Origin of the sequence: Pectobacterium versatile (assembly GCF_003932035.1) — a bacterium.
In the GTDB taxonomy this organism is placed as follows: Bacteria; Pseudomonadota; Gammaproteobacteria; order Enterobacterales; family Enterobacteriaceae; genus Pectobacterium; species Pectobacterium versatile.
The window spans coordinates 1,916,089-1,940,180 of the sequence record NZ_CP034276.1; the positions used below are offsets into that span (position 1 = coordinate 1,916,089).

The window sequence follows — 24,092 nt, forward strand, 5'->3', positions numbered from 1 at the left end:
GACTTTTCGTAAATTAGTAGGAAACATCAATATGAAGAAAGAGCCGCATCAACAATCTTCTCTTGATTTATGGTTTGATATACTGCTTGAAAAGCTGTAAAGCGTAAACCAGTGTAACCAACGTCCCAGCGATGAACGGGCATAGCAAAGCGTTCTGGCGACATCACTAACAGTATGGCCCCGATGGAGCATCAACATGGTAGTTAGCCGACGAGTATGCTTGTTTTATGAATGGCTTTCTGCATCAGGTGTCGTTCGTCACGGGGTATTGGTGCTATGTCGGCATTGCTCAGTCCGGTTGGTGATTTGTGATGTTTGGAGATTGTTCAGATCGCTCAATTCGGACTGAGTTCCCTTCTGGTGATTTACTATTTGGAACAGCTATTTAGTTATCTGGATGAATAGTTAAGGTGCTGGTTAATGAAATATAGGAATAAATAACAATATGACTAATGAATATAATTACCCCTGTCCATGCTGCGGCAAGGATGAATTTGAAGTGTTAGGTGAATATGATATTTGCTCTAATTGTGGATGGGAGGATGATCCTTTTCAGTCTAAGAATCCTGATAGAAGTGGAGCAAACAAGATGAGTTTAAATGAGGCTAGAGAAGTTTTTAAAAATGGCCAAAAAGTTAAATAGTGTAATGGTATGAATAAATGGCGAGTTATTCTTTATTTGATGTTATTTCTTTAAAAAATGATCTTCCAGATGAAGGGTTAAAAAAAGGAATGTTAGGGGCTATTGTTCACATTTATGACGATCCATCATTTGCATATGACATAGAGTTTTGTGATGATAATGGTGAGACACTGGCTTGGATAACATTAAAATCAGACTGTTTCAATAAGGTTAATTTTAAAAAATAGTTTGATGATTCACTCATTAAAATAAAAATATCATAACGATGAACTGTAATAAAAAAATTAAATAGCAGCACAACAATCTGTATGTGCTGCTCAACTTCCCACACAATTAAAGTTGTGGGCTTAATGCGTTATCCTCATGACTGTTTCCTTAGTCTGCTGGGATCACTTCTGGCGTATGAAAAGTACGGAATAACAGATCAAGTCGTTCCCAAAGAACGAAGATCAAAATCTCTTTTGCCTTGGGTTCATCCAGTTCAACAACGGCATAAATTAATGCCCGACATTGATCGATAATTTCTTCCAGTTCCAGCGGTGTGTTATCGAACATGATAAGTCTCCGTTGCTGGATGCTGAGATGTGGCAAAAAAAGCAGTAGCCAGATGCAGATTTTCAGGAAGGGAATAGGTAAACTGACAGACAGCCATAGCGTTAGTCCTTATAACGTTGAGGTTAGCCCTTGTCTGGTATCGCAAGTACCTTTCAGGGGCGATTATTGCATGAATAGTTTTTCGTTAAGGTGTGTACCTGCTTGGCTGCAATGTAAAGCTAGGAATGGTGCTAGTCAATTGCTAAACGCGATATGAGAAATCTACGGTGGGCAAGTCTCCAACGTTTCAGATCTACATAGTCTCAGAGCTGCGTGAAAAATTGGGTGAAACTGCTGGGAATGTGGGTATGAGTCTGGATAGTTTGTTTAAGAAATTGGCTCAGCGGAGATTAGGGATTGAGGTAAAAAGATAAGGTGTGGGATATTAAATGTATTTATTCGGAAGTGTTAATATTAAAATATTCTCTAATCGTATATCACGGAGAATACCATTATAAATATATTCATCCGTGATATTATCATTCAGCTCACTTTTCGACTGTGAAGCATGAAACACCCGGTTTATCTGTTCCACATGATCTGATTATTTGATGGGTCTCATCAAATTTATCATTAAGTGCATTAATAAAAATACCACTATCACCAAAGATAAAACTAATTGCCGTGGCTATCAACGCCGCCAAAACGCCGTATTCAATTGCAGTAGCACCACTCTCGTTACTTAAAAATGAACGAAATTTCAATTCCATAACAGCAACCCCTTGCCTGATTGAAAGTGTGTATACCCTAAATAATTCGAGTTTCAGGCAGACGGCAAGCGAGGGGATCCCGATGACCTTACTCAAGTAAGTTATTCGGGTAACCGAACGAAGCTAACGTACATGCAACTTGAAGTATGACGGGTGTAGACGTTTTTATCTTATAATCCTTGGCTTTCATGGTAATGATTTTCATTATCAAAATCAATAATGACTTATGATAGGGACTTTAAGTGGTCTGATGTTTTTACTGCTTTTGTGTTCTGACAGTTATCTCACCCTGATGGTATCAGTCATCCATGACCTGAGCTAAATTTTATCCCTTCTGCCCAAACTCAAACGGCCTAACCATCCCGTTGTTGTTAGCATCCAGAAAATCAGCCCACCATTGCAACATGAGGCGGCGTTGCTCAAGGTGTTTGGCCTTGTGAGTATAGGCAGCGCGAACGTTGTTCTTTTCCATGTGGCTCATTTGAAGCTCAACCACATCTTCAGGCCAGATACCCGATTCAATCAAGGCACTACACGCCAGCGTTCGGAAACCATGACCGCACAGATCGGTTTTGGTGTCATAGCCCATTTTGCGCAGCGCCTTATTAATGGTGTTTTCACTCATCGGCTTCATCGCATCATAACAGCCCGTCAGGATAAAACCGTCATCACCGTTAACGTCATAGGTGAGGTCTTTTAGTTCTTTCAAAATTGCCAGTGCTTGATCGCATAGAGGAACATAATGCTTTCTGCGCATTTTGGCACCACGACCTGAATGCTTGATCCCATCAATAGCTTCACGCTGTTCAGGGATAACCCACAAAGCACTTTTGAAATCGATCTCTGACCATCGGGCAAAGCGGAGTTCGCTAGAACGAACAAAAATCAGTAGATTGAGTTTTATCGCAAGTTGAGTCAGTCGGCTACGGCCTTTATAGCCTTCAATGCGTTCCAGTAGGGCAGGTATCTCTTCCAGCTCGATAGCGGGGCGGTGCTCTGTCTGTGGTTTCTGAACCGCACCTTCCAAATCATAGGCAGGGTTAAAGCGGATCATCTTTTGCTGGACGGCATAGCGCATGATGGCAGTGGCGTACTGTTTCACCCGCATAGCGATTTCCAGATAGCCCAGCTTTTCTATCTTTTTGATGGGAACCAGCAGATCGCCCGTATCCAGTTCAGCAATATCTTTTTCACCAATGTCAGGGAACAGATAAGTTTCCAGCCGGGTCCAGACAGAACGCTGATAATCTTCCGACCATGTGGTTTTGGTGGCAAACCAGCTCTTAGCAACAGTTTTGAAAGCGCGGGTATTGTTACGCTTCTCTTGAATGGTTTTGTTGTCAGCCTGTTTTTTAGCGCTCGGATCAATTCCAGCCGCTAACAGTTTTTTTGCTTCATCCCGGCGTTGTCTGGCATCAGCCAAAGAAACAGCAGGATAGACGCCTAAAGCGAGTAATCTTTGCTTCTTTTCGAAACGATAAGACAAGCGCCAGTATTTAGATCCATTAGGATGCACTAGCAGGTGCATACCAAAGCCATCAGTAAGCTTATATTCCTTCTCAAGAGATTTGGCATTTTTTACTTTGGAATCAGTTAGTGGCATGATTTTCCCCCTTGAGTTGTTGGTATAAGCAAAATCGAACCAGAAATACCAACAATTCTACCAACAAAAGTAGTGGGCAGTAGCGTTTTTTAGTGAACGAGGGTGAACCTAAAGAAGGGGATAACCAATTGATAAAAAGCAAAAAAGCAGACGTCAGTGAACGTCTGCTTTCTTTAAATTGGCTCCTCTGACTGGACTCGAACCAGTGACATACGGATTAACAGTCCGCCGTTCTACCGACTGAACTACAGAGGAATCGTGTGAACGGGGCGCATGATATCCGCCACCCGCGGTACTGTCAACGGCAAAATCAGCTTTATCGTCTGACTGTTTAGGCTGTGTACAATTCGCTGTTTTTTTATGAGTTAGTAAATGGATGGCGCACGGTAATTGGTGCTGCTTTGCCAGCTTTTTAGACGGGCGAGCGGATCCTGTCGATAGAACTTTTGGAAGCAGCGGTACAGATCGGGGAAACGCTCTTCGAGAAGTTCGGGGGCGCTGAAGAAGTATTCCGACAGCACCGCAAAGCACTCTGCCGGATCGTGGACGGCGTAGGGATCCATGCTGGTAGCCTCTTCGCCGACCAGATCGATCTCTTCCTGCATGGCATCCATCGCGCCGTGCAGATGTTGTTCCCAGGCAGCAATCTCACGCAGCGGAATCAGGGGAACGCCCGTTGCTTCACCGCTGCTGCGAATATCCAGCTTGTGCGCGACTTCGTGAATGATGAGGTTGAAACCGGAGAGGTCGAAGGAGTCCTGCACTTCCTGCCAGTTGAGGACAATCGGCCCCTGATCCCAACTTTGGCCGGATTGCACCATTTTCCCCTTATGCACGAGTCCGATATCGTCCTGCCACTCTTCTTCAACAATAAACGGGCCGGGGTAAACCAGAACTTCGTGGAAGCCATCTAACGCATCCATTCCCAGCGACAACACCGGCAGGGAAAACAGCAGGGCGATGCGCTGCTGCATGATGTCCGTCAACACCAACTCCTGCAACGGAATCAGGCGCTTTTGCTTCAGAAACTGATCGGCAAGGGCGACCAGTTGTTTGAGCTCTTCGTCGCTTAACGGCGCGAGAAGTGGGATGGAAATCGCAGCTTGCCAGTGTTCAAGCGTCTGCACCTGAGGTTGAGTGTTTTTCCACGGCCATTTAATCATTGTTATTGCTCGTTCAGTCGTCACTTGAATTTAAAGGCGAGGGCGGGTGCTGTTAACATGCCGCAAAAGTAGGCATCATGGCAACTGCTAAACGGAGAGATGCCGGAGCGGCTGAACGGACCAGTCTCGAAAACTGGAGTAGGGGCAACGCTACCGGGGGTTCAAATCCCCCGTCTCTCCAACACTATTCAAACACTTACCCCGCGTTGAGTCTGTGACGCTTTCCACACTTGGTAGTGGCTTAAAGCGGACAGCTCAAATCCCCTTCTTCACAACGTAGCATGGTTTTGAACTCTTTTACGCGCTCGGCAGTTTTCTCTGTCAGGCACTGGGAATACACCATGCCATGCACCGATCCTCCGGTTGTCGGGAAAGTCCGAAACTCACAGTCAGCGTCGCGATACGCGATCCATTTTCTCTGGGCTGACTTGAGTAATGCCTTGTGTTCTTCAATAACGACCCGCTTTACGACATTCTGATAAAGCCGATTCAGCTCGCCATCCACTTTTTTATATTCCTGAACCGCGCACTGATTCATATCGAGTTGCGTGTTGGCGTTATTACAATCTAAAGCCGCAGCTTGCGCTGTGGGCAATACAAAAAACAATGCAATGGCTAATTTTTTCATTATTTATCCTCTGTAAACAGACGCTAGGCATGAAATTTATTATATCCACCACGAGGTTAGCTGAACATAAACTGAATGACGGGATGCCAGTCTGTGCGCCGCCAGCGTTGTCATGTTTGCTAGGCAACATACGGACTTGCCACGTGAGCGGCTTCGCGTAATGCTCAGCCAAATGTAACAATCCGGCGGCGAGTGCGATACACTTCGGTCATCTTATCAATGGGGTACGTTAGCGAATTATCTGGCGTGAGCATTAAACGAGTAGCAGCCTGCCTAGCTATTTTTTCTATGATGATGCTGTTTATTGCTCCCGTGATTTCCAAATCATTGGTGCAGTTAGCTGCCTGTCAGGTATCCACTCACCACATGCCTGCTGCGTCGCAACATCATCATGGCGCACATGAGCATGAGGCATGTCACCATGGCAGTACACCGCATAATCTGATGATGTCGAGCGTCGGGCTTTCACCGATGGAGGACATTGCCTGCGGATACTGCCAGCTGCTGGTGCATTTACCGTTTATTCTGTCGGTCGTATTGCCGTTGCTCTGGCTGCTATTGTCCACCAGCAGGCCGACCTATTCCCCTGATTTTGTTTGCCCAACCTTATTTCGGCCTTATTGCCCACAGCGCGCCCGCGCACCTCCTGATGCGGTTTCTTTGTTTTGAATCCTTTTAATTAAATTAACGACATCCGTCGGCGTACTCCCTTATGGTCGGGCGATCCCTCCATAGGCGTTTTGCCGCGCGTCGTTATGGCATAAGAAACCGTAAGGCAACACGATGAAAAAAATTGAATTGGTATATACGCCCGCCGCTTCTCTGGTGCTGGTGGCGTTAGCTTCTTTGCCTGTGATGGCACAGAGCGATCACGATCATTCCGCTGCTCACGCCACGCTGAACAATGATGATGCTGTGATGGTGGTGACTGCCCCTGAGACTTCTCCACTCACGCTGGTGACCTCGCCGAAAACGCCGCGCCAGCCTGTACCGGCCAGCGATGGTTCGGATTATCTGAAAACCATTCCCGGGTTTTCGCAAATACGCAACGGTGGCACAAATGGCGATCCAGTTTTCCGGGGCATGTTTGGCTCAAGACTGCGCCTTCTTTCCAATAATGGTGAGATGTTAGGTGCCTGTCCGTCACGCATGGATGCACCCAGTTCGTACATCTCACCCGAAAGCTATGACCTGTTAACCTTTACCAAAGGGCCGCAGACCGTACTGTGGGGGGCAGGAAACTCAGCGGGAACCGTGCGGTTCGAGCGGACGCCACCGCGTTTTGATAAACCGGGGATACAGGGCAATGCCAGTGTGCTGGCGGCGTCAAACGATCGCCATGATGAAAATGCCGATGTTAGCCTCGGGAGTGAAGAGGGCTATGTTCGACTCATCGGTAATAAATCACAGTCAGGCGATTACAAGGATGGTGAGGGGAAACGCGTGGCATCAAAGTGGGATAAATGGAATGCGGATGTAGCGCTCGGCTGGACGCCAGACAGCGACACCTTGTTGGAACTGACCGCAGGTAAAGGCGATGGGGAGGCGCGTTACGCAGGGCGCGGCATGGACGGTTCGCAATTTAAGCGTGAGAGTTTGGGTATCCGCGTGGAGAAATCAAATATAGGAGACGTATTCGATAAATTTGAGGCGAGTGCGTACTACAACTATGCCGATCACGTTATGGATAATTACACGCTGCGATCGCCAAGCGGCATGGGGATGATGGGTATGCCTATGGCCAGCCAACTGGATAGAAAAACGGTTGGAGGACGGATGATGGCAACGTGGATATGGGCCGACTATGAGCTGAAGAGCGGGGCGGACATGCAGACGAATACGCATCGCCGCTGGCGAAATGATGGCTGGAAGAAAGATGCACAGTTTAACACCTATGGTGTCTTCAGCGAGCTGACCTGGCAGGCTTCTGGGCAAAGTAAGGTCATCGGGGGAACGCGTCTTGATAAAACCAAGGTCGAGAACGATACGGGTACGGGCGCAAGCGAGCGTCGCGATACGCTGCCCGCTGGCTTTATTCGCGTGGAGCATACGCTGGCTGACAGCCCATTAATGCTGTACGCAGGTGTGGGTTACACCGAGCGTTTTCCTGACTATTGGGAGCTTTTCTCGCCAACCTATGGGCCGGGAAGAACGCAGAGTGCATTCACGCAGGTTAAAACTGAGAAAACGACCCAGATCGATATCGGGGCGCAGTACAGCGGCGAGCGTATGAGCAGTTGGGTCTCTGCCTACGTGGGACGGGTTAATGATTTTATTCTGTTCCGCTACGATCCGCTGAATACCAGAGTCAGTGAAGCGGATAATGTTAATGCGACCATCATGGGGGGAGAAACAGGATTCAGCTATAAATTAACCGATAGCTGGAAAACAGACGCCAGTCTGGCGTATTCCTGGGCGAAGAATACCGATGATCATCGGCCACTACCACAAATTCCACCGCTGGAAGCGCGCCTTGGACTATCGTGGGAAAAAGGGAACTGGAGCAGCACAGGCTTGCTGCGTTTGGTGAGTCAGCAAAATAGGATCGCGGTTAGCGAAGGTAACGTTGTCGGGAAGGACTTTGATAATAGCCCCGGTTTTGCGATTTTCTCGGCTAATGCGGCGTATCGCGTCAACCAATACGTCAAGCTGAGCACGGGTGTCGATAACCTGTTCAACACCGCCTACAGCGAGCATCTCAACCTCGCTGGTAATAGCAGCTTCGGTTATTCAGCCAACACGTCCGTAAACGAGCCGGGTAGAACCTATTGGGCGAAGGTGAATGTCACCTTCTGATTAAGGGCTTTAACGTACGGATAAACTGCACCGTAGTCATTCTTTGACAGATTACGGTGCGGTTCTGGGGCGATACGCCGCGTGAAACATGTTATTGCATTTTCTCTGCGAAGATTCGTCTCAATTATTCCGGCGAATGCTGACAAATCCCGAACGCTGAACTATTTTCATAAGTAATTATCACGTTACGGAGGTTGATATGGGGTTTTGGCGCATCGTACTGACTATTCTTCTGCCACCGTTGGGCGTGTTATTGGGGAAAGGGATTGGTGGAGCATTCATTCTGAATATTATTCTGACGCTATTAGGCTATTTTCCCGGTTTGGTGCATGCATTTTGGGTGCAGACAAAAGATGATGGGATTTAATGGCTGAAAAGCTGAATAACGGTCATGATGAAATAACGGGAGGCAAATGGCCTCCCGTTATTTTTGCGGACGTATAAGACCGACGATCAATAATAGCCAATCAGTTTCCACCACGCTAAGCCGACGATAAAAATCAGGGCGACGTTAAACGTGACGATGCAGAAATTGATTTTATAGAAACGGTGCCGTTCAAAATATCCCTGAGCAAAATAGATCGGGCCGGGGCCACCGCCGTATTCGGTATTTCCCCACATCAGGTTGCTAAAAATCCCAAAACAGATGGCGACCATCATGGGTGGCGCGCCTGCGGCTATTGCGGTGGCGGCGAAGGGCGCATAGAGCGCGGCTACGTGACCAGAGGCGGTTGCAAACAGATAATGCACATAGATATAGAGGATGCCGAGAATAACGAAGGTTTCCATCGCGCCGAAACCCTGTATGGAATTACCCAGCTTAACGGTCATCCACTTGATGAAGCCGAGGTCAGACAATCCTGCGGCGAGGCTGATAATGACGCTAAACCAGATGACTGTATCCCAGGCTGCGCGATCGCTAAGTACGTCTTTCCACTGGACGGCCTGAGTGACGAACAGATAGGCAACTAATGCCAACCCGACGGACGTGGCAGAAAAACCGGTGATCAGGCTGGTGCCCCAGCCAAGCAGCGCGAGAACAAAGCCAAACGCGACTTTTTTCTCTGCCGATTTCATGCTGCCCAATTCCGCCAGTGACCGGCGTCCCATCTCTTTGGCTTCTGGTGTTTTTTTCAGTTCCGGGTTCAGTATTTTGTACACCAGCAACGGCATCAGACAGAAGCAGCACATGGCGGGTACGACAGCGGCAATAAACCAGCCGCCCCAGGTAATATCTACGCCTAATGAGGTCTTCGCCAAACTGCCGACGAGCGGGTTGGCGGCCATGCCAGTGAGGAAGATCGCGCCGGTGATCGGAGTAAACTGAAAGCAGACCATGATCAGAAAGTCCCCGATCTTTTTACCGCTAACGCCGGGTGTTGAGCCTAATACTTCATTAATGGAACGTGCGATAGGAAAGATAATTCCCCCTGAACGCGCCGTGACGGATGGCATGGCGGGCGCCATGATGAGATCGGAAACGCCCAGTGAATAAGCAATCCCCAGACTGCTTCCGCCGAATAGCGACAGCATTTTGTAGGCGATGCGTTTTCCTAATCCAGATGTCACAAAACCCAGAGAGAGAATATAGGCACAAAAGATGAGCCAGACGGTACCGCTGGAAAAACCGGCTAGTGCTTTCGCTTCTGTTAATGTTCCAGTGAAAATAGTGATGCAAAGGACAAGAAGCATAATCGCGCCCGACGGCAGAGGCTGCGTCAATATTGCTGCGATGGTGGCGGCAAAAATCGCGAACATATGCCATGCCTGCGGCGTAAGGCCATCGGGAACCGGAGAAAACCAGATAATCAGGCCCAGCAGGAGAGGAATAATAACTGCGACTATTTTTTTCTTGGTGGATGATTCGGATGACATAACGTCTCCTTAATCGTGCAAGCCATTATTATCCGCCATCATTCCCGGCAACAGAGAGCCTGCCCAGACGCGTTATTATTTTGCGTCTGGGACGTATCGAACTCAGTCTGTTAATTAGGGTGATACCGGATAATCGCCGGTGATGACTACTTTCTTTCCGTTTTATTTAATACCTGGTCAACCATTTCAGGGGCGCTGCCCAAATAATTGACGGGATTAGTCAGGTCTTCGATTAATTTGGGATCGAGTCGGCTGGAGACGCTAGGCATGGCATTGAGAACATCGGCCAGCGTGCCGCCTTTCTCATTCACGATACGGCAGGCATCGTAAACGATGTCATGAGCTTCCTGACGCCCAATATACGGTGCCAGCCCCATCATAACGGCTTCTGCCACAATCAGGCCGTTGGTCATATTGAGGTTTTTCAGCATCATTTTCTCATCAACAATAAGACCGTTTAGCATGAACTTGGCCTGATGAAGTGCGCCCGCAGAAAGAATGAAACTTTCCGGAATAGCGATCCATTCTGCGTGCCATGGGCCTGTGGCACGTTCCAGATCTTGCACCATCGCATCCAGCATTAATCCAGCCTGTTGGCGAACGCCTTTGGAACAGGCCAGCATCAGTTCGCTGGAAATGGGGTTACGTTTTTGCGGCATGGTGCTGCTGGCTCCACGGCCTTTGACAAACGGTTCATACAGTTCGCCGAATTCGTTGGAGGCCATCAGCATGACGTCATAGCCAATTTTCCCCAACGAACCCGTGATTACTGCCAGCAGGTTGACGGCTTCGGCAAATCCATCACGAGCAACGTGCCAGGTTGAGGTCGGTACGCCCAGGCCAAGCTCGGCCATCAGTGCTTTTTGTACCGCCAGCCCTTTGTCGCCCAATGACGCCAATGTCCCCGCAGCACCCGCGAATTCGCCTACCAGTACGCGAGGGCGCATCTGGGCAAGGCGCTCGGCATGGCGATCGAACATATCCAGCCAGATGGCGGCTTTGTAGCCGAACGTAATCGGTAATGCCTGTTGTAAATGGGTACGCCCAGCCATTGGTGTATTACGGTAACGTGCGGCCAGTCCGGCCAAAATAGAACGCAGGGCGTCGATATCAGCTTCAATTAACGCGAAGGCATCACGGATTTGCAGCACCACGGCGGTATCCATAATGTCCTGTGTTGTTGCGCCCCAGTGTACATAACCGCCAGATTGACCGGCCTGTTTGGAAATCTGGTGTACCAGCGGCAGGATAGGGTAGCCCACAATTTCTGTTTCATGGCGCAGCAGCTCAAAATCGAGCGTGTCGGCGTTACAGCTGGCCGTAATTTCTGCGGCAGCGTCTTCTGGAATTACGCCACAGCGCGCCTGCGCGTTGGCCAGAGCGATTTCTACTTCTACATACTTACGGATGAGTTCCCGATCATCGAAGATCGCCCGCATTTCCGGGGTACCAAATGAATCACGGAATAGGACTGAATCAAGCACATTCGAAGCCATAACGCCTCCTGAAGCGAGTGTATTAGTGATAAGATGCAGGCCATATCCGCAATAAAATGAAGCGTGTTTCCCTTGATAATCGATATGACCTGAAAGGTTAAATATACGGACAGGTTTAAATGTCCGTACATGTTATGCTTATAACAACATGTACGGACAAGTTAGGGAAGCAGATGAGTGTCATTTTGTGATGCAGGGCATCAATATTGATTAAGAGTGTGAGCCGATGAAAGAACCCTTGTATAAGCGTATTGCCCGTGAACTTAGCCAGAATATTACGCTAGGCCAGTATCCGGCGGGGTCGTTAATCCCCTCCGAGCTTGAGCTCTGTGAGCAGTATCAGGTCAGTCGGCATACCGTCAGGGAGGCGCTGCGCGATCTAACGGAGGCGGGCTTGCTATCCCGTCGCAAGGGCGTAGGCTCCGTTGTTGTCGATAATGATGAAAAACGCGAACGCAACCATCCTCTGGCTAGCCTTGAGGATCTGTTCGTGCTGGCAAAAACCAATCTGCGCGTCGTGAAGAAGATTGATGAAATCGTGGCGGATGTTGAACTGGCACAGATTATCGGCGGCAAGCCGGGCGATCGCTGGCTGCATATTGCCAGCATTCGTGAAGACAGCGAGAAAAAGGATTCTCCGATCTGCTGGACTGATAGCTACGTTAGCCCGGATTATGCCAAGGTCAAAAGTCTGGTGCGCAGCGATCCGTTTGCTTTAATTAGCGATTTGATTGAAAAGCACTACGGCGTGCAGGGGGAAGAAGTGCGCCAGACGATCTCTGCCGTGGGTGTTCCGGCCAAAATAGCGAAAACGCTGGGCGTTGACGTCGGTTATCCGGCATTAAAAATCATCCGCCATTATCTTGACCGTTCGGGAAACGTCTTTGAAACCACGGTATCGATCCATCCGGCAGACCGATACACCTGTTCTATTACGCTGAAACGCCAAACGGGAAACCGAACGTAATCTGTTTGATACCTTATTGCAGCCCGCTGGTTTTCTATCGAAATGTGCCTGCGTATTCATGCAGGCACTAGTTATGCAGGCACCATCCACTTATACAGGCACTATTTATGCGTGCACTATCCACGCGCCACTATTCCTGTCGCTATTGCCCTGATGGCGATTACGCCGAACTTACCACCTGATTACGTCCCTGCTGTTTCGCCTGATAGAGCGCGATATCGGCGCGGTTAATCAGCATACTCAGTGTCTCGCCCGCCCGATATTCAGCGACGCCGCAGCTGACTGTCACCTGAATGACGTCTTCGCGGTAGGGAAAAGGTGAGATTTCAATACTGTGGCGTAGGGCTTCGGCACGCTGCTGCGCGGCGTTGATATCGCACTCGTCGAGTAAAATGACGAATTCCTCACCTCCCCAACGGCAGGATTGATCGCTGGAGCGTGTGTTGGTCGACAAGATAGTGGAAACTTCTTTTAAAACCAGATCTCCGACGTTGTGGCCGTATTTGTCATTAATTTTCTTAAAGTGGTCAATATCAATAAGAATAAGGGAGAGCGATTTGTGCTGTAAGGCATTTTTCGTCCCGAGACGGCGAAATAAATAATCAAATGCCTGACGGTTCATGAGGCCCGTTAATTTATCGGTCGTCGCCATCTGTTCCAGACGACGTTGATAGCCGCCAATGGTCAACCACAGCAGGAACAGGAAGAGGACGCTGACGAACGTGCTGATACCCAGATTTTTAAGCAACGTGGTGAACAGCCGTTTTTCACTGGGGTGACTGGTTTGCTCAACCATCAAATACCAGCCGAATTCAGGGATTAGCCGGGTGTTGAGGAAAATCTGTTCCCCGTTGGACTGATATTCATAAGCACCACCGGGAGAAGTCAAAATCGTGGTCGCGATCCGGTTCAGCCCTGACTGTTCTTGAATTTGCAGCGGACGGGTGTAGGTTTCTCCGTGTAGCGTAATGTTGCCTTCTTTATCAATGAAATAGATTGTCCGGTTATAGCGCTGTTCGTATTTTTCAATAAGATGTTTAACGCGCTCAACCGGGATGCCTACGCCAGTAATGCCAATAAAATTGTCTTCATAATCCATGACTTTATGATTGATGAAAATATCCAGGCGAGTGCGCTCTTCAGGATCGACGCGGAGATCGACAACGTAAGGCATGTCATCCGATAGCGCTCTGTGCTGGAAATACCATTGATCGTCGGGAGATGATTCCGAGACAGTTTTCAGGATGCGTTGCTGATCGTAATAGAGCCCGGTTTTATCAGAAATGAAAAACGAAAATACGGTGTTGAAACGGCGATCGATCTCCTTCAGATAGCGAAATAGGGCCTGCGGATCGCTTTCATTTTTCAGCACCCAGTCGCGTAAAAAAGTGTCGTGCGCCATTAGCGACGAAATAAAGATAGGTTTTAACAAATCCTGCTGGATTTCCGAATAGACGTTATCGCTGGTTAGCGGCAGGGTATTTTCTTCGATCTCTTCTTCCAGCGATTCTTTAGCCACTTCATAGCTGGTCCAACTAATCACCAGAAAGGCGGCGAGCAGCATGGCACCGAGTATTATGATTGCGCGTGTTTTGTCCAGCCAGCGTGAGTTATTGATGAATCCAGTCTGCAAAATAATCTCCCCAGAGAATCATTAATGAGATAAATGAGTAAATCCCTGTTTTCACATAAAAATGGTGATGCAACGTTTTACTGGAATGACGTTATGGAACAGTGGGTAAAGGAGTCGCTGACTCGTAGAATTCAGTATAGTGGTTCCCGTGTGGAAGTATTAGCCGCAGATTGCCGGAACGTAATGTTTTGTATTTTATTGTGGGCTTGTTAAAGCTCCCTTGTCGGTTTGATTATCCCTATGGTTAGATTTAATCAATCAATGATGTTGGGTGGATGACGATGAGCCATTATTCAGCAGCGAAGGAATCAGGCCCAACAGCGCTTTTATTTATTAATAAACAGGCGCGGAACGGCGATTCCTCCGCACGCTATGTGAAAGAATTATTACAACAAAGCCAGATCGGCATCGTCGAGCCGGATGAAAAAGACACGGGTTTGTGTAGCGATATTATACGTGCGTATGCGGATCGGGTGGATTTTGTGATTATCGGCGGGGGCGATGGCACGCTGAATTCAGCCGCGCCCGGCCTGGTGGATACCGGATTACCGCTGGGCGTGCTGCCATTAGGGACGGCGAATGACTTTGCCCGTACGGTGGGGATCCCCAGAGAGATTCGGCAGGCCGTGCAGGTTATCGCTAACGGGCAGCTGCGCGCTGTTGATTTGGGTGAGGTCAACGGGCATCTGTTCTTTAATGTTTCCAGTATTGGGTTTTCTGCTGCATTGGCGCGCGGGCTATCGGCGAAATCCAAGAAACGATGGGGAACATTAGGCTATGCGCTTGCGGCCTTTAAGCTCTTGAAACAAAGTCGTCCTTTCCGCGTGCAGATTGAGCATGACGGCATCAAAGAGCGAGTGAGAACGGTACAGGTGTCGGTGGGGAACGGGCGTTTCTACGGCGGTGGCATGGCGGTAGCTGACAGTGCCGCGCCTGATGATGGTCGGCTGGATGTGTATAGCCTGGAGGTTTCCCACTGGTGGGAAATGGTGGCACTGATTCCCTTTATCCGCAAAGGAACGCATGGCCGCTGGCGCAAAGTCCGCGCTTTTTCTGCCAGAGAACTGACGTTGAGTACCTCGAAGCCGCACGATATCAATGCCGACGGCGAGCTGATTGGCAAAACGCCAGCGGTATTCGGGATCAGAGAAAAGGCGATTCAGGTTTTTGCGCCACCGGTGCCTGATTAAAATCTGAACCTAAAACAAACAGGGACACCGCATAGCGTCCCTGTTTGTTTATATACCCGTCATACTTCAAGCCGCATGTGCGTTGGCTACGTTCACTCACCCGAATCACTTACCTGAGTAAGCTCATCGGGATTCGCTCTCTTGCCGCCTTCACGCAACTCGAATTATTTAGGGTATAAAGAATGAGTCAGCGGATTATTTAAATACGCGGAAACGTTCTTCAAAGGAAATATAGGTTTTCTCACCGGCCGGCTGCTCGATTGAGCCAAATGGCATTTGAGCACGCAGCTTCCAACTGGCTGGCAGATCCCACTGTGCTTTAACATCATCGTCGATCAGGGGATTGTAGTGCTGGAGCGTGGCGCCAATTTTTTCCTGCGCCAACGTAGACCACACGGCAAATTGAGCAATACCGGTTGAATGTTCAGACCAGACCGGGAAGTTATCGGCATAAAGCGCGAATTTTTCCTGTAGTGATTCAATCACGGCGGTGTCTTCAAAGAACAGGACAGTACCCGCGCCAGCGGCAAAGGAAGCCAGTTTGTTTTCTGTTGCGGCAAAGGCGTCCGCCGGTACAATTTTCTTCAACTGCTGCTTAACAATATCCCACAGTTTGTGATGCTGCTCACCGAACAGAATCACAACGCGTGAGCTTTGTGAATTAAAAGAGGAGGGGCTTTCATTAACGGCTGCGGTAATGAGGGCGGTAACCTGATCTTCTGATATCGGTAATTTATTGCCGATGGCATAGATTGAACGACGGGCCTTGATTGACTGCAAAAAAGCATTACTCATGGTGTGTTCCTCAGTTTACGTGATGATTTACCTTGATACTGTGTCACTGATTTTCGCCGTATTCAATGGCTTATCGTGCCGGACACCAATCTTTCCTCTTTCTGCCTTATCCGCCGCAGACATCACAGTGCGGGTTTTTCGGCAGCATCATTTCACGAAATTGCAGCGTCATCGCATCGAACATCAGCAGTCTCCCTGTTGCCAGCCTGCCGTAACCGGTCAGCAGCTTAATAGCTTCCATCGCCTGCAAGCTTCCGATGGTGCCCACCAGCGGCGACATGACGCCTGCTTCGACGCAGGTCAGCGCATTGGCACCGAACAGACGGCTGAGACAATGATAGCAAGGTTCATCGGGCTGATAGGTAAAGACGCTGATTTGGCCTTCCATCCGAATCGCTGCCCCAGAGATCAGCGGCTTCTTGAGCTGAAAGCCAATGCGGTTTAGGCGGTTGCGAATGGCGACATTGTCGGTACAGTCCAGCACCGCATCGTGTTTGCTGACCAGCTCGCTCAACGCCTCGTCATCGAGATCGCCATCAATCGTATCGAGCGAAAGATGCGGATTCATGTCGGATAACGTCAGACGTGCCGATTCAACTTTCGCCATTCCGATACGGGCATCGCGGTGCAGAACCTGGCGTTGCAGGTTAGACAGAGAGACGGTATCAAAATCCAGCAGCGTTAAATGGCCGACGCCCGCCGCAGCCAGATACTGCGCGGCGGCACAGCCTAGCCCACCGAGCCCGACAATCAGCAGGCGTGAAGCCTTCAGTTTTTCCTGTCCGTCAAAATCAAAGCCGCGCAGCACAATCTGTCGATTGTAGCGCAGCGTCTCTTCATCGCTCAGCTCCGGCAACATACTCAGTGTCCCAGCAACGCATTGAAGGGCTCGATTTCGACCCATTCGCCAGCGGCGACGCGACCACGATCTTGCTCCAGTACGATGAAGCAGTTACCGAGACTGAACGAGCTGAAAACGTGTGACCCTTGATGCCCGGTGGTTCTCACTTCCAGTTCACCCTGTGCGTTACGGCTGAAAATGCCGCGCTGGAAATCGGTGCGTCCCGGTGTCTTTTTCAGTGCGCTGGTGGTTTTGACGCGAACACGCGGCGGCAGGCACCATTGTGTATAGCCAGACAGGCGGGCCAGCAGCGGCTGAACCAGTTGATAGAACGTCAGCGCAGCAGAAACCGGATTCCCCGGCAGGCCGCAGAACCAGGCGTGTTGCAATTTGCCAAAGGCGAAGGGTTTACCGGGTTTGATCGCCAGCTTCCAGAAGTGGATATCGCCCAGTTCATCCAGCATTTGCTTGGTGTAATCCGCTTCACCAACGGAAACGCCGCCGCTGCTAATCACCAGATCGGCAAGTTGATCGGCCTTGTGGAACGCAGCGCGCAGCGCAGCCGGATCGTCACGGATAATCCCCAGATCATGTATCTCGCAGCCCAGCTGTTCCAGCATCAAACGGACGGCGAAACGGTTGGTGTCATAAATCTGACCGTCTGCCAGCGGTTCGCCGACGGGTTGCAGCTCATCACCGGTTGAAAACACCGCGACTTTCAGGCGACGTACCACGTCAATCTGCGCAATCCCCAGTGATGCTAGCAGCGGCAGCTCAGCCACGCCCAGCTTGGTGCCTGCGGGTAACACGTTGGCACCCGCCTGAATATCTTCTCCCGCCAGACGAATATTCTGGCCGGGTTTTACCTCATGGGGAAAGCGGATACCGTCCTCGCTGACTTCTGCTTCTTCCTGCATGATCACCGTATCAGCTTCTGCGGGAATCGGCGCGCCGGTCATGATGCGAATGCAGGTTCCGGCAGGCCAGTCGCCGGTAAAGGGTGCGCCAGCGAAGGCTTTACCCGCCAGCGGCAGCGGTACGGCGGCGGACAAATCGGCGTAGCGTACGGCATAGCCATCCATCGCGGAATTGGCGAAAGGCGGGACGTTAATCGGAGAGGCAATCGCATGGGCGGTGATTCGTCCTGCGGCGTCGAACAGGGATACGCGCTCTGTCTCGGTAAGGGAGGGAACCTGAGAAAACATATTTTCCAGAGCTTGTTCAAGAGTCAGTAAACCTGCGTTAACGCTTTCCATCTTCACTCCACAGTGTGTTTCATCAATACGACTGATTTTATTAATATGACGTATTTCATCAGTAAGAATCGTGTTCCGCCAACGCGCCGTTCATAGGCGAAAATCCGTTTCCTATGCCAGTATTAATTATGTCAGAGTTCGTCACGGGGGTGAATGTATGCAGGTCAAGGAATAGGGCTTTTGGCGCATGAATTCTCGTTAGGCACGGAGCGGCAGGGTCATGGCGTAAAACAGTGGCCTTCTGCCCACAAGTTGAACCATTTCGGGCAAAAGTGAGCGGATTTGCAGGACATATTGCCCCTGATGGCGTGTCTTTACGGCAATTAACCTAATGTTATAAAAGAAATTTTTCGTCGTGCCGATTTCAGTTTCCGCTTTACATCATACCTTGCGCTAAATATAGTCGAAAATCGCTGATAATTTGTCCCTGACCGCGTTGCGCTGATTCCAGCCGCATTTATATGGAGATTCGCCGTTCATGTTGCCCACACAGGATCATTATGCCTCGCTATCTTCCCCTGTTCCGGGGCTGATTTTGCCTGAAAAACGGGTGGTGGAGGTGCGCAACCTGAGTGTCTATTTTGAGCAGCAGGGGCAGCGGACAGATGCGGTGCGTAATTTGACGTTCTCTGTCGATCGGGGCGAAACGCTGGCTATCGTTGGAGAGTCGGGGTCGGGCAAGTCGGTGACGTCGCTGGCGCTGATGCGGTTGGTCGAACACGCTGGCGGGGTGATTCATCAAGGCGACATGCTATTTCGCCGTCGCGATGGGCAGGTGCTGGATCTCCGCGGTGCCCGGCAGCGTGCGATGCGCATGTTACGCGGTGCGGATCTGGCGATGATTTTCCAAGAGCCGATGACATCGCTGAATCCGGTTTTCCCCGTCGGCGAACAGATTGCCGAGTCGATTCGTTTGCATCAGGGAATGGACAGACGCGCCGCGCGAACAGAAACCTTGCGTATGCTGGATTTGGTCAGAATACCAGAAGCGCGCAACGTACTGGATCGCTATCCCCACCAGCTTTCTGGCGGCATGCGCCAGCGGGTGATGATTGCGATGGCGCTCTCCTGCAAGCCGTCGCTGCTCATTGCTGATGAACCGACAACCGCGCTCGATGTCACTATTCAGGCGCAAATTCTGCAACTTATTCGTGTGCTACAGCGTGAAATGGAAATGGCCGTGATTTTCATCACCCATGACATGAGCGTGGTGGCGGAAATGGCCGATCGTGTACTGGTTATGCACCGTGGGGAAAGCGTTGAAGCGGGGAGCGTTGGGCAGATTTTTACTGCACCGCAGCATCCGTATACTCAAGGGTTGCTGGCGGCGGTACCGACGTTAGGGTCTATGCGCGGTCAACCGTTCCCAGAAAAATTTCCGCTGCTGGATCAAAACGCGCGGCGTATTGCGGACAACGTCCCGCAGGATACCGTTCCCGCGCAGGCTGAGCCGATCTTACAGGTCAGCAATCTGGTGACGCGTTTTCCTATTCGCAGTGGTTTATTGAACCGCGTAACCAGACAGGTACATGCGGTGGAAAACGTCAGCTTCGATCTCTGGCCGGGCGAAACGCTCTCGTTGGTTGGCGAATCGGGATGCGGTAAGTCCACTACCAGCCGTGCGTTGCTCCAGTTGGTTGAAAGCCAGAGGGGCGAGATTATCTTTAACGGCCAGCGAATCCATCAACTGAAAGGTGCCGCGTTACAGCACCTGCGACGTGATATTCAGCTGATTTTTCAGGATCCCTATGCGTCACTGGATCCTCGTTTGACGGTCGGGTTCTCGATTATGGAGCCGCTGCTGGTGCACAACATTTGCCGCCGACAGGAGGCAGAAAAACGCGTTGAGTGGCTGTTGTCGCGTGTAGGGCTGGAGCCAGAGCACGCGAGGCGCTACCCGCATGAGTTTTCCGGCGGCCAGCGCCAGCGCGTTTGCATCGCCAGAGCGCTGGCGCTGAACCCTAAAGTGGTGATTGCGGATGAAGCCGTGTCCGCGTTGGACGTGTCGATTCAGGCACAAATCATCAACCTGATGCTGGAACTGCAACGTGAATTCGGCATCGCGTTTTTGTTTATTTCACATGACATGGCGGTGGTTGAGCGTATTAGCCATCGCGTGGCGGTGATGTACATGGGGCAGATTGTCGAGATCGGCTCACGGCAGGATGTATTCGAACGGCCTCGGCACCCTTATACCCGCAAGCTGATGTCGGCAGTACCAGTTGCCGATCCCTCACGTCGCCAGCGTGAGCAGGTGCTGCTGGTTGATGAAATACCCAGCCCGATTCGGGCGCTTGGCGATGAGCCGATCACGGCGCCTCTGGTTCAGGTCGGTGAGAGGCACTTTGTTGCGCACCATCCGATAGCCGGCGCGTATTGACAGGGATTCACAAGGAGAACGTAGCATGAGCGTAATGACGATAAAGCGGCGCTGGTTAGTGGCCGCAGGAGTAACCGCTGCCATGGCGACTTCACCCGTCTGGGCAGCCAAAGATGCGGTTATCGCCGTGGGTTCCACGTTTACCAGCCTGGACCCGTATGATGCCAACGATTCGCTATCGCAGACGGTGGCGAAGTCCTTCTATCAGGGGCTATTTGGTTTCGATAAAGATATGAAGCTGGTGAACGTACTGGCGGACAGCTATGACGCGAGCCCGGATGGCCTGACGTATACCGTCAAGCTGCACCCAGGCGTCAAATTTCACGATGGATCGGCGTTTAACGCCGCTGCCGTGAAAGTGAATCTGGATCGCGCCAGTAATCCCGACAATCGCCTGAAGCGATATAACCTGTTCAAGATGATCGATAAAACCGAGGCGGTTGACGATCTGACGGTGAAAATTACGCTGAAGACGCCGTTCTCGGCGTTCGTTAATAATCTGGCGCACCCGGCGGCGGTGATGATTTCTCCGGCGGCATTAAAGCAGTACGGCAAGGACATTGGTTTCCACCCGGTAGGCACCGGTCCGTACCGTTTTGTGGCCTGGAACCAGACCGACTTTGTCAAAGTCGAGAAATTTAACGGTTACTGGAAGGCGGGGTTGCCTAAGCTGGACAGCATTACCTGGCGTCCGGTGGTGGATAACAATACGCGTGCGGCGCTGTTGCAAACCGGTGAAGCGCAGTTTGCTTATCCGATACCGTTCGAGCAGGCCAAGGTGTTGGAGAAAAATGACAAGCTGGCGCTGGTGGCGTCGCCGTCGATTTTGCACCGCTACATTAGTATGAATGTCACGCAGAAACCGTTTGATAACCCGAAAGTACGCGAGGCGTTGAACTACGCGATCAACAAAGAAGCGCTGATTAAAGTGGCCTTCTCCGGCTATGCGACACCAGCCGAAGGGCCACTGCCGAGCAGCATTGATTATTCGGTAAAATATCACCCGTGGCCTTACGACCCGGCCAAGGCGCGTGAACTGCTGAAAGAAGCGGGCTACCCAGACGGTTTCACCACTACGCTCTGGTCGTCACATAACCACAGCACGGCGCAGAAAGTCTTGCAGTTCACGCAGCAACAGCTGGCACAGGTTGGCGTGAAAGTGCAGGTGACCGCGATGGATGCGGGGCAACGCGCCGCCGAAGTGGAAGGTAAGGGCGTTAAGGAAACGGGCGTTCGCCTGTTCTACACCGGCTGGTCAGCCTCGACGGGGGAAGCCGACTGGGCGCTGTCGCCGCTGTTTGCCACGGCCTCCTGGCCACCGGCGCAATTCAACACCGCCTTTTACAGCAATCCGCAGGTGGATGCGGATCTGGCGACTGCGCTGAAAACCACGGATCGGACGGAAAAACAGAAACTGTACAAAGATGCGCAGGACAAAATTTGGGCGGATGCGCCGTGGATTTTCCTGGCGACAGAGCGTTTGGTGTCGGCTAATAGCAAAAAACTGACCGGGTTCTACGTGATGCCGGATACTTTGTTCAGTTTTGAAGAGGCAGACCTGAAAGAATAACTCGCCGTAAAAGAATGACCAAGGAGTCGGGTGGCCGTTAGGCTGCCCGCAGTGGTCAACACTCGTTCACTCATAGGGAGTCCGACGCATGTCTGTGGAAAACTGTTCATGCTGAATTATTTTATTAAACGACTGCTGGGACTGATTCCCACGCTCCTGATTGTGATGGTGCTGGTGTTCCTGTTCGTTCATCTGCTACCCGGCGATCCGGCGCGTTTAGCCGCCGGGCGGGAAGCGGATGCTGCCGTTATCGAGATGGTCAGGCAGGATTTGGGGTTGGATAAACCGCTGCCGCACCAGTTCTGGCACTTCTTTACCAATGTCCTGCAAGGGGATTTTGGTACGTCGATCGTATCGAAACGCCCCGTCACCGAAGAGATCGCCATGCGCTTTATGCCGACGTTTTGGCTGACGGTGTGCAGCATGGCGTGGGCGGTGATTTTTGGCATGGCGATCGGCATCGTGTCCGCCGTGTGGCGCAACGGCTGGCCGGACAGAATCGGGATGATGCTGGCGGTATCCGGCCTCTCTTTCCCCGCGTTTGCACTCGGCATGCTGTTAATGCAGGTTTTTTCCGTCGAACTGGGATGGCTGCCGACGGTGGGGGCGGACACCTGGCTGCACTACATTTTGCCCTCTCTGACGCTGGGCGCGGCGGTGGCGGCGGTGATGGCGCGTTTTACTCGTGCGTCGTTTGTTGATGTCTTGCAAGAAGATTATATGCGGACGGCGCGGGCAAAAGGCGTGCGCGAATCGCTGGTGGTGGTGAAGCACGGGCTGCGCAATGCGCTGATTCCGGTGGTTACGATGATGGGGCTGCAATTTGGTTTCTTGCTCGGTGGCTCAATCGTCGTGGAGAAGGTCTTTAACTGGCCGGGGCTAGGACGGCTGCTGGTGGATGCGGTGGAGATGCGCGACTATCCGGTGATTCAGGCCGAGGTACTGCTGTTCTCGCTGGAGTTTATTCTGATCAATCTGCTGGTGGATATGCTGTATGCCGCGATTAATCCAGCCATTCGTTATAAATAAGGAAAGGGAATGAGACACTGGCGACGTAAAGCTATGCTGGCGACGCTCCCTGTCATTAGGGATAAACCTGTTCGCACGCCGTGGCGTGAATTCTGGCGGCGCTTTCTTCGGCAGCACGTCGCGGTCACCGCAGGCGTGTTTGTACTGCTGCTGATTGTGGTCGCGTTTCTGGCACCGTATCTGATGCCCTATGATGCCGAGAACTATTTCGATTATGAACGCCTGAATGAAGGCCCGTCGGCGGCACACTGGCTGGGCGTGGATTCATTAGGACGTGATATTTTCAGCCGGATCCTGATGGGAACGCGCATTTCTCTGGCGGCGGGTATTCTCTCGGTGCTGGTAGGGATGATTATCGGTACGGCACTCGGTCTGGTGGCGGGCTACTACGAAGGGTGGGCGGACAGGATCATCATGCGCCTATCCGATGTGCTGTTTGCCTTCCCCGGTATTCTGCTGGCGATTGCCGTTGTGGCGATTATGGGCAGTGGGATGGCGAATGTGATTGTCGCCGTCGCGATCTTCAGCATTCCGGCTTTTGCCCGTCTGGTGCGGGGGAATACGCTGGTGCTGAAGCAGCTTACCTACATCGAATCGGCCCGCAGCATTGGGGCCAGCGACAGGACAATTCTTTTTCGACATATTCTGCCGGGCTCGGTGTCTTCCATCGTGGTGTTTTTCTCGATGCGCATTGGAATGTCGATCATTACGGCAGCCAGCCTGTCATTCTTAGGGCTTGGCGCACAGCCGCCGATGCCGGAGTGGGGGGCGATGCTGAACGAAGCGCGGTCGGATATGGTGATTGCTCCGCACGTCGCGATTTTCCCTAGTCTGGCGATCTTTCTGACGGTTTTGGCGTTTAATTTATTGGGAGACGGTCTGCGTGATGCACTCGACCCGAAATTGAAAAGCTGAATAAAAAA

Annotated in this window: 22 protein-coding genes, 2 tRNA genes and 1 pseudogene; 12 read left to right on the plus strand and 13 right to left on the minus strand. The window is 51.0% G+C overall.

The genetic code is table 11. The features are described 5' to 3' along the window. Window positions 1-99: 99 nt before the first annotated feature. Window positions 100-245, minus strand: a pseudogene (locus tag EIP93_RS08645) (helix-turn-helix domain-containing protein); the annotation flags it as partial. A gap of 200 nt (window positions 246-445) precedes the next feature. On the opposite strand from EIP93_RS08645, the gene EIP93_RS08650 reads away from it, so the two are divergent. Then, window positions 446-643 (plus strand): CPCC family cysteine-rich protein, encoded by a 198-nt coding sequence (locus EIP93_RS08650; protein ID WP_125232570.1) that lies wholly within the window; start codon window positions 446-448, stop codon window positions 641-643. A 17-nt stretch (window positions 644-660) separates the two neighbouring features. Next, window positions 661-870, plus strand: coding sequence for a DUF4926 domain-containing protein (locus tag EIP93_RS08655; protein WP_125232571.1), 210 nt, complete (start codon window positions 661-663; stop codon window positions 868-870). Window positions 871-1,018: 148 nt separating this feature from the next. Here EIP93_RS08655 and EIP93_RS08660 read toward each other — a convergent pair whose 3' ends face one another. The 5 genes from EIP93_RS08660 to mtfA all read right to left on the minus strand — a co-directional run bounded on the left by EIP93_RS08660 (window position 1,019) and on the right by mtfA (window position 4,713). Continuing rightward, window positions 1,019-1,198 (minus strand): hypothetical protein, encoded by a 180-nt coding sequence (locus EIP93_RS08660; protein ID WP_125232572.1) that lies wholly within the window; start codon window positions 1,196-1,198, stop codon window positions 1,019-1,021. Window positions 1,199-1,725: 527 nt separating this feature from the next. Then, a complete protein-coding gene (locus EIP93_RS08670) occupies window positions 1,726-1,947 on the minus strand; it encodes a Flp family type IVb pilin (RefSeq protein ID WP_119889611.1) in 222 nt (73 codons plus the stop codon). A gap of 325 nt (window positions 1,948-2,272) precedes the next feature. Beyond that, window positions 2,273-3,550 carry a tyrosine-type recombinase/integrase gene (locus tag EIP93_RS08675; RefSeq protein ID WP_125232574.1) on the minus strand — a complete coding sequence of 426 codons (1,278 nt, stop codon included), beginning with the start codon at window positions 3,548-3,550 and terminating at the stop codon, window positions 2,273-2,275. A 179-nt stretch (window positions 3,551-3,729) separates the two neighbouring features. Beyond that, window positions 3,730-3,805: transfer RNA gene (locus tag EIP93_RS08680), tRNA-Asn, on the minus strand. Between the two features lie 110 nt (window positions 3,806-3,915). After that, window positions 3,916-4,713, minus strand: coding sequence for a DgsA anti-repressor MtfA (gene mtfA / locus EIP93_RS08685; protein ID WP_125232575.1), 798 nt, complete (start codon window positions 4,711-4,713; stop codon window positions 3,916-3,918). 93 nt (window positions 4,714-4,806) lie between these two features. On the opposite strand from mtfA, the gene EIP93_RS08690 reads away from it, so the two are divergent. After that, window positions 4,807-4,894: transfer RNA gene (locus EIP93_RS08690), tRNA-Ser, on the plus strand. Between the two features lie 60 nt (window positions 4,895-4,954). On the opposite strand, the gene EIP93_RS08695 is transcribed toward EIP93_RS08690, so the two are convergent. Further along, window positions 4,955-5,341, minus strand: a complete 387-nt coding sequence (locus EIP93_RS08695) for a lysozyme inhibitor LprI family protein (protein ID WP_119158553.1) — start codon at window positions 5,339-5,341, stop codon at window positions 4,955-4,957. Between the two features lie 219 nt (window positions 5,342-5,560). Here EIP93_RS08695 and EIP93_RS08700 point away from each other — a divergent pair, with 219 nt between their 5' ends. From EIP93_RS08700 to EIP93_RS08710, 3 genes are all read left to right on the plus strand, one after another. Then, complete coding sequence (locus EIP93_RS08700; protein ID WP_125232576.1) at window positions 5,561-6,010, plus strand: DUF2946 domain-containing protein; 450 nt, start codon at window positions 5,561-5,563, stop codon at window positions 6,008-6,010. A gap of 114 nt (window positions 6,011-6,124) precedes the next feature. Further along, window positions 6,125-8,137 carry a TonB-dependent copper receptor gene (locus tag EIP93_RS08705; protein WP_125232577.1) on the plus strand — a complete coding sequence of 671 codons (2,013 nt, stop codon included), beginning with the start codon at window positions 6,125-6,127 and terminating at the stop codon, window positions 8,135-8,137. Between the two features lie 199 nt (window positions 8,138-8,336). Then, entirely contained in the window at window positions 8,337-8,504 is a 168-nt protein-coding gene (locus EIP93_RS08710; RefSeq protein WP_010280855.1) for a YqaE/Pmp3 family membrane protein, read from the plus strand. 86 nt (window positions 8,505-8,590) lie between these two features. Here EIP93_RS08710 and EIP93_RS08715 read toward each other — a convergent pair whose 3' ends face one another. Beyond that, window positions 8,591-10,012 (minus strand): DASS family sodium-coupled anion symporter, encoded by a 1,422-nt coding sequence (locus EIP93_RS08715; protein ID WP_103861055.1) that lies wholly within the window; start codon window positions 10,010-10,012, stop codon window positions 8,591-8,593. Between the two features lie 146 nt (window positions 10,013-10,158). After that, a complete protein-coding gene (locus tag EIP93_RS08720) occupies window positions 10,159-11,508 on the minus strand; it encodes a class-II fumarase/aspartase family protein (RefSeq protein ID WP_103861054.1) in 1,350 nt (449 codons plus the stop codon). 226 nt (window positions 11,509-11,734) lie between these two features. Between EIP93_RS08720 and EIP93_RS08725 the strand changes: the two genes are divergently transcribed. Beyond that, entirely contained in the window at window positions 11,735-12,475 is a 741-nt protein-coding gene (locus tag EIP93_RS08725) for a GntR family transcriptional regulator (protein WP_010308003.1), read from the plus strand. 160 nt (window positions 12,476-12,635) lie between these two features. Here the strand turns inward: EIP93_RS08725 and EIP93_RS08730 are convergent, their stop codons facing one another. Further along, complete coding sequence (locus EIP93_RS08730) at window positions 12,636-14,108, minus strand: sensor domain-containing diguanylate cyclase (RefSeq protein ID WP_125232578.1); 1,473 nt, start codon at window positions 14,106-14,108, stop codon at window positions 12,636-12,638. Window positions 14,109-14,383: 275 nt separating this feature from the next. Between EIP93_RS08730 and EIP93_RS08735 the strand changes: the two genes are divergently transcribed. Further along, entirely contained in the window at window positions 14,384-15,298 is a 915-nt protein-coding gene (locus EIP93_RS08735) for a lipid kinase (protein WP_125232579.1), read from the plus strand. A 195-nt stretch (window positions 15,299-15,493) separates the two neighbouring features. Here the strand turns inward: EIP93_RS08735 and EIP93_RS08740 are convergent, their stop codons facing one another. The 3 genes from EIP93_RS08740 to moeA form a co-directional block, all read right to left on the minus strand. Continuing rightward, the gene (locus EIP93_RS08740) at window positions 15,494-16,093 is read right to left on the minus strand and encodes a nitroreductase family protein (RefSeq protein WP_103861051.1); all 600 of its coding nucleotides are present in this window, start codon (window positions 16,091-16,093) and stop codon (window positions 15,494-15,496) included. A 106-nt stretch (window positions 16,094-16,199) separates the two neighbouring features. After that, window positions 16,200-16,952 carry a molybdopterin-synthase adenylyltransferase MoeB gene (gene moeB / locus EIP93_RS08745; protein WP_103941212.1) on the minus strand — a complete coding sequence of 251 codons (753 nt, stop codon included), beginning with the start codon at window positions 16,950-16,952 and terminating at the stop codon, window positions 16,200-16,202. 2 nt (window positions 16,953-16,954) lie between these two features. Next, the gene (gene moeA / locus EIP93_RS08750; RefSeq protein ID WP_103941214.1) at window positions 16,955-18,190 is read right to left on the minus strand and encodes a molybdopterin molybdotransferase MoeA; all 1,236 of its coding nucleotides are present in this window, start codon (window positions 18,188-18,190) and stop codon (window positions 16,955-16,957) included. 478 nt (window positions 18,191-18,668) lie between these two features. On the opposite strand from moeA, the gene EIP93_RS08755 reads away from it, so the two are divergent. The 4 genes from EIP93_RS08755 (at window position 18,669) to gsiD (ending at window position 24,084) form a co-directional block, all read left to right on the plus strand. Beyond that, the gene (locus tag EIP93_RS08755; RefSeq protein WP_119158560.1) at window positions 18,669-20,570 is read left to right on the plus strand and encodes a dipeptide ABC transporter ATP-binding protein; all 1,902 of its coding nucleotides are present in this window, start codon (window positions 18,669-18,671) and stop codon (window positions 20,568-20,570) included. Window positions 20,571-20,595: 25 nt separating this feature from the next. Next, window positions 20,596-22,140: a glutathione ABC transporter substrate-binding protein GsiB gene (gsiB, locus tag EIP93_RS08760; protein ID WP_170310696.1), complete on the plus strand. Its 1,545-nt coding sequence runs from the start codon at window positions 20,596-20,598 to the stop codon at window positions 22,138-22,140. A 108-nt stretch (window positions 22,141-22,248) separates the two neighbouring features. Further along, entirely contained in the window at window positions 22,249-23,169 is a 921-nt protein-coding gene (gene gsiC, locus EIP93_RS08765) for a glutathione ABC transporter permease GsiC (RefSeq protein WP_125232580.1), read from the plus strand. A 9-nt stretch (window positions 23,170-23,178) separates the two neighbouring features. Next, the gene (gene gsiD / locus EIP93_RS08770; RefSeq protein WP_125232581.1) at window positions 23,179-24,084 is read left to right on the plus strand and encodes a glutathione ABC transporter permease GsiD; all 906 of its coding nucleotides are present in this window, start codon (window positions 23,179-23,181) and stop codon (window positions 24,082-24,084) included. The last annotated feature ends 8 nt before the right edge of the window (window positions 24,085-24,092 follow it).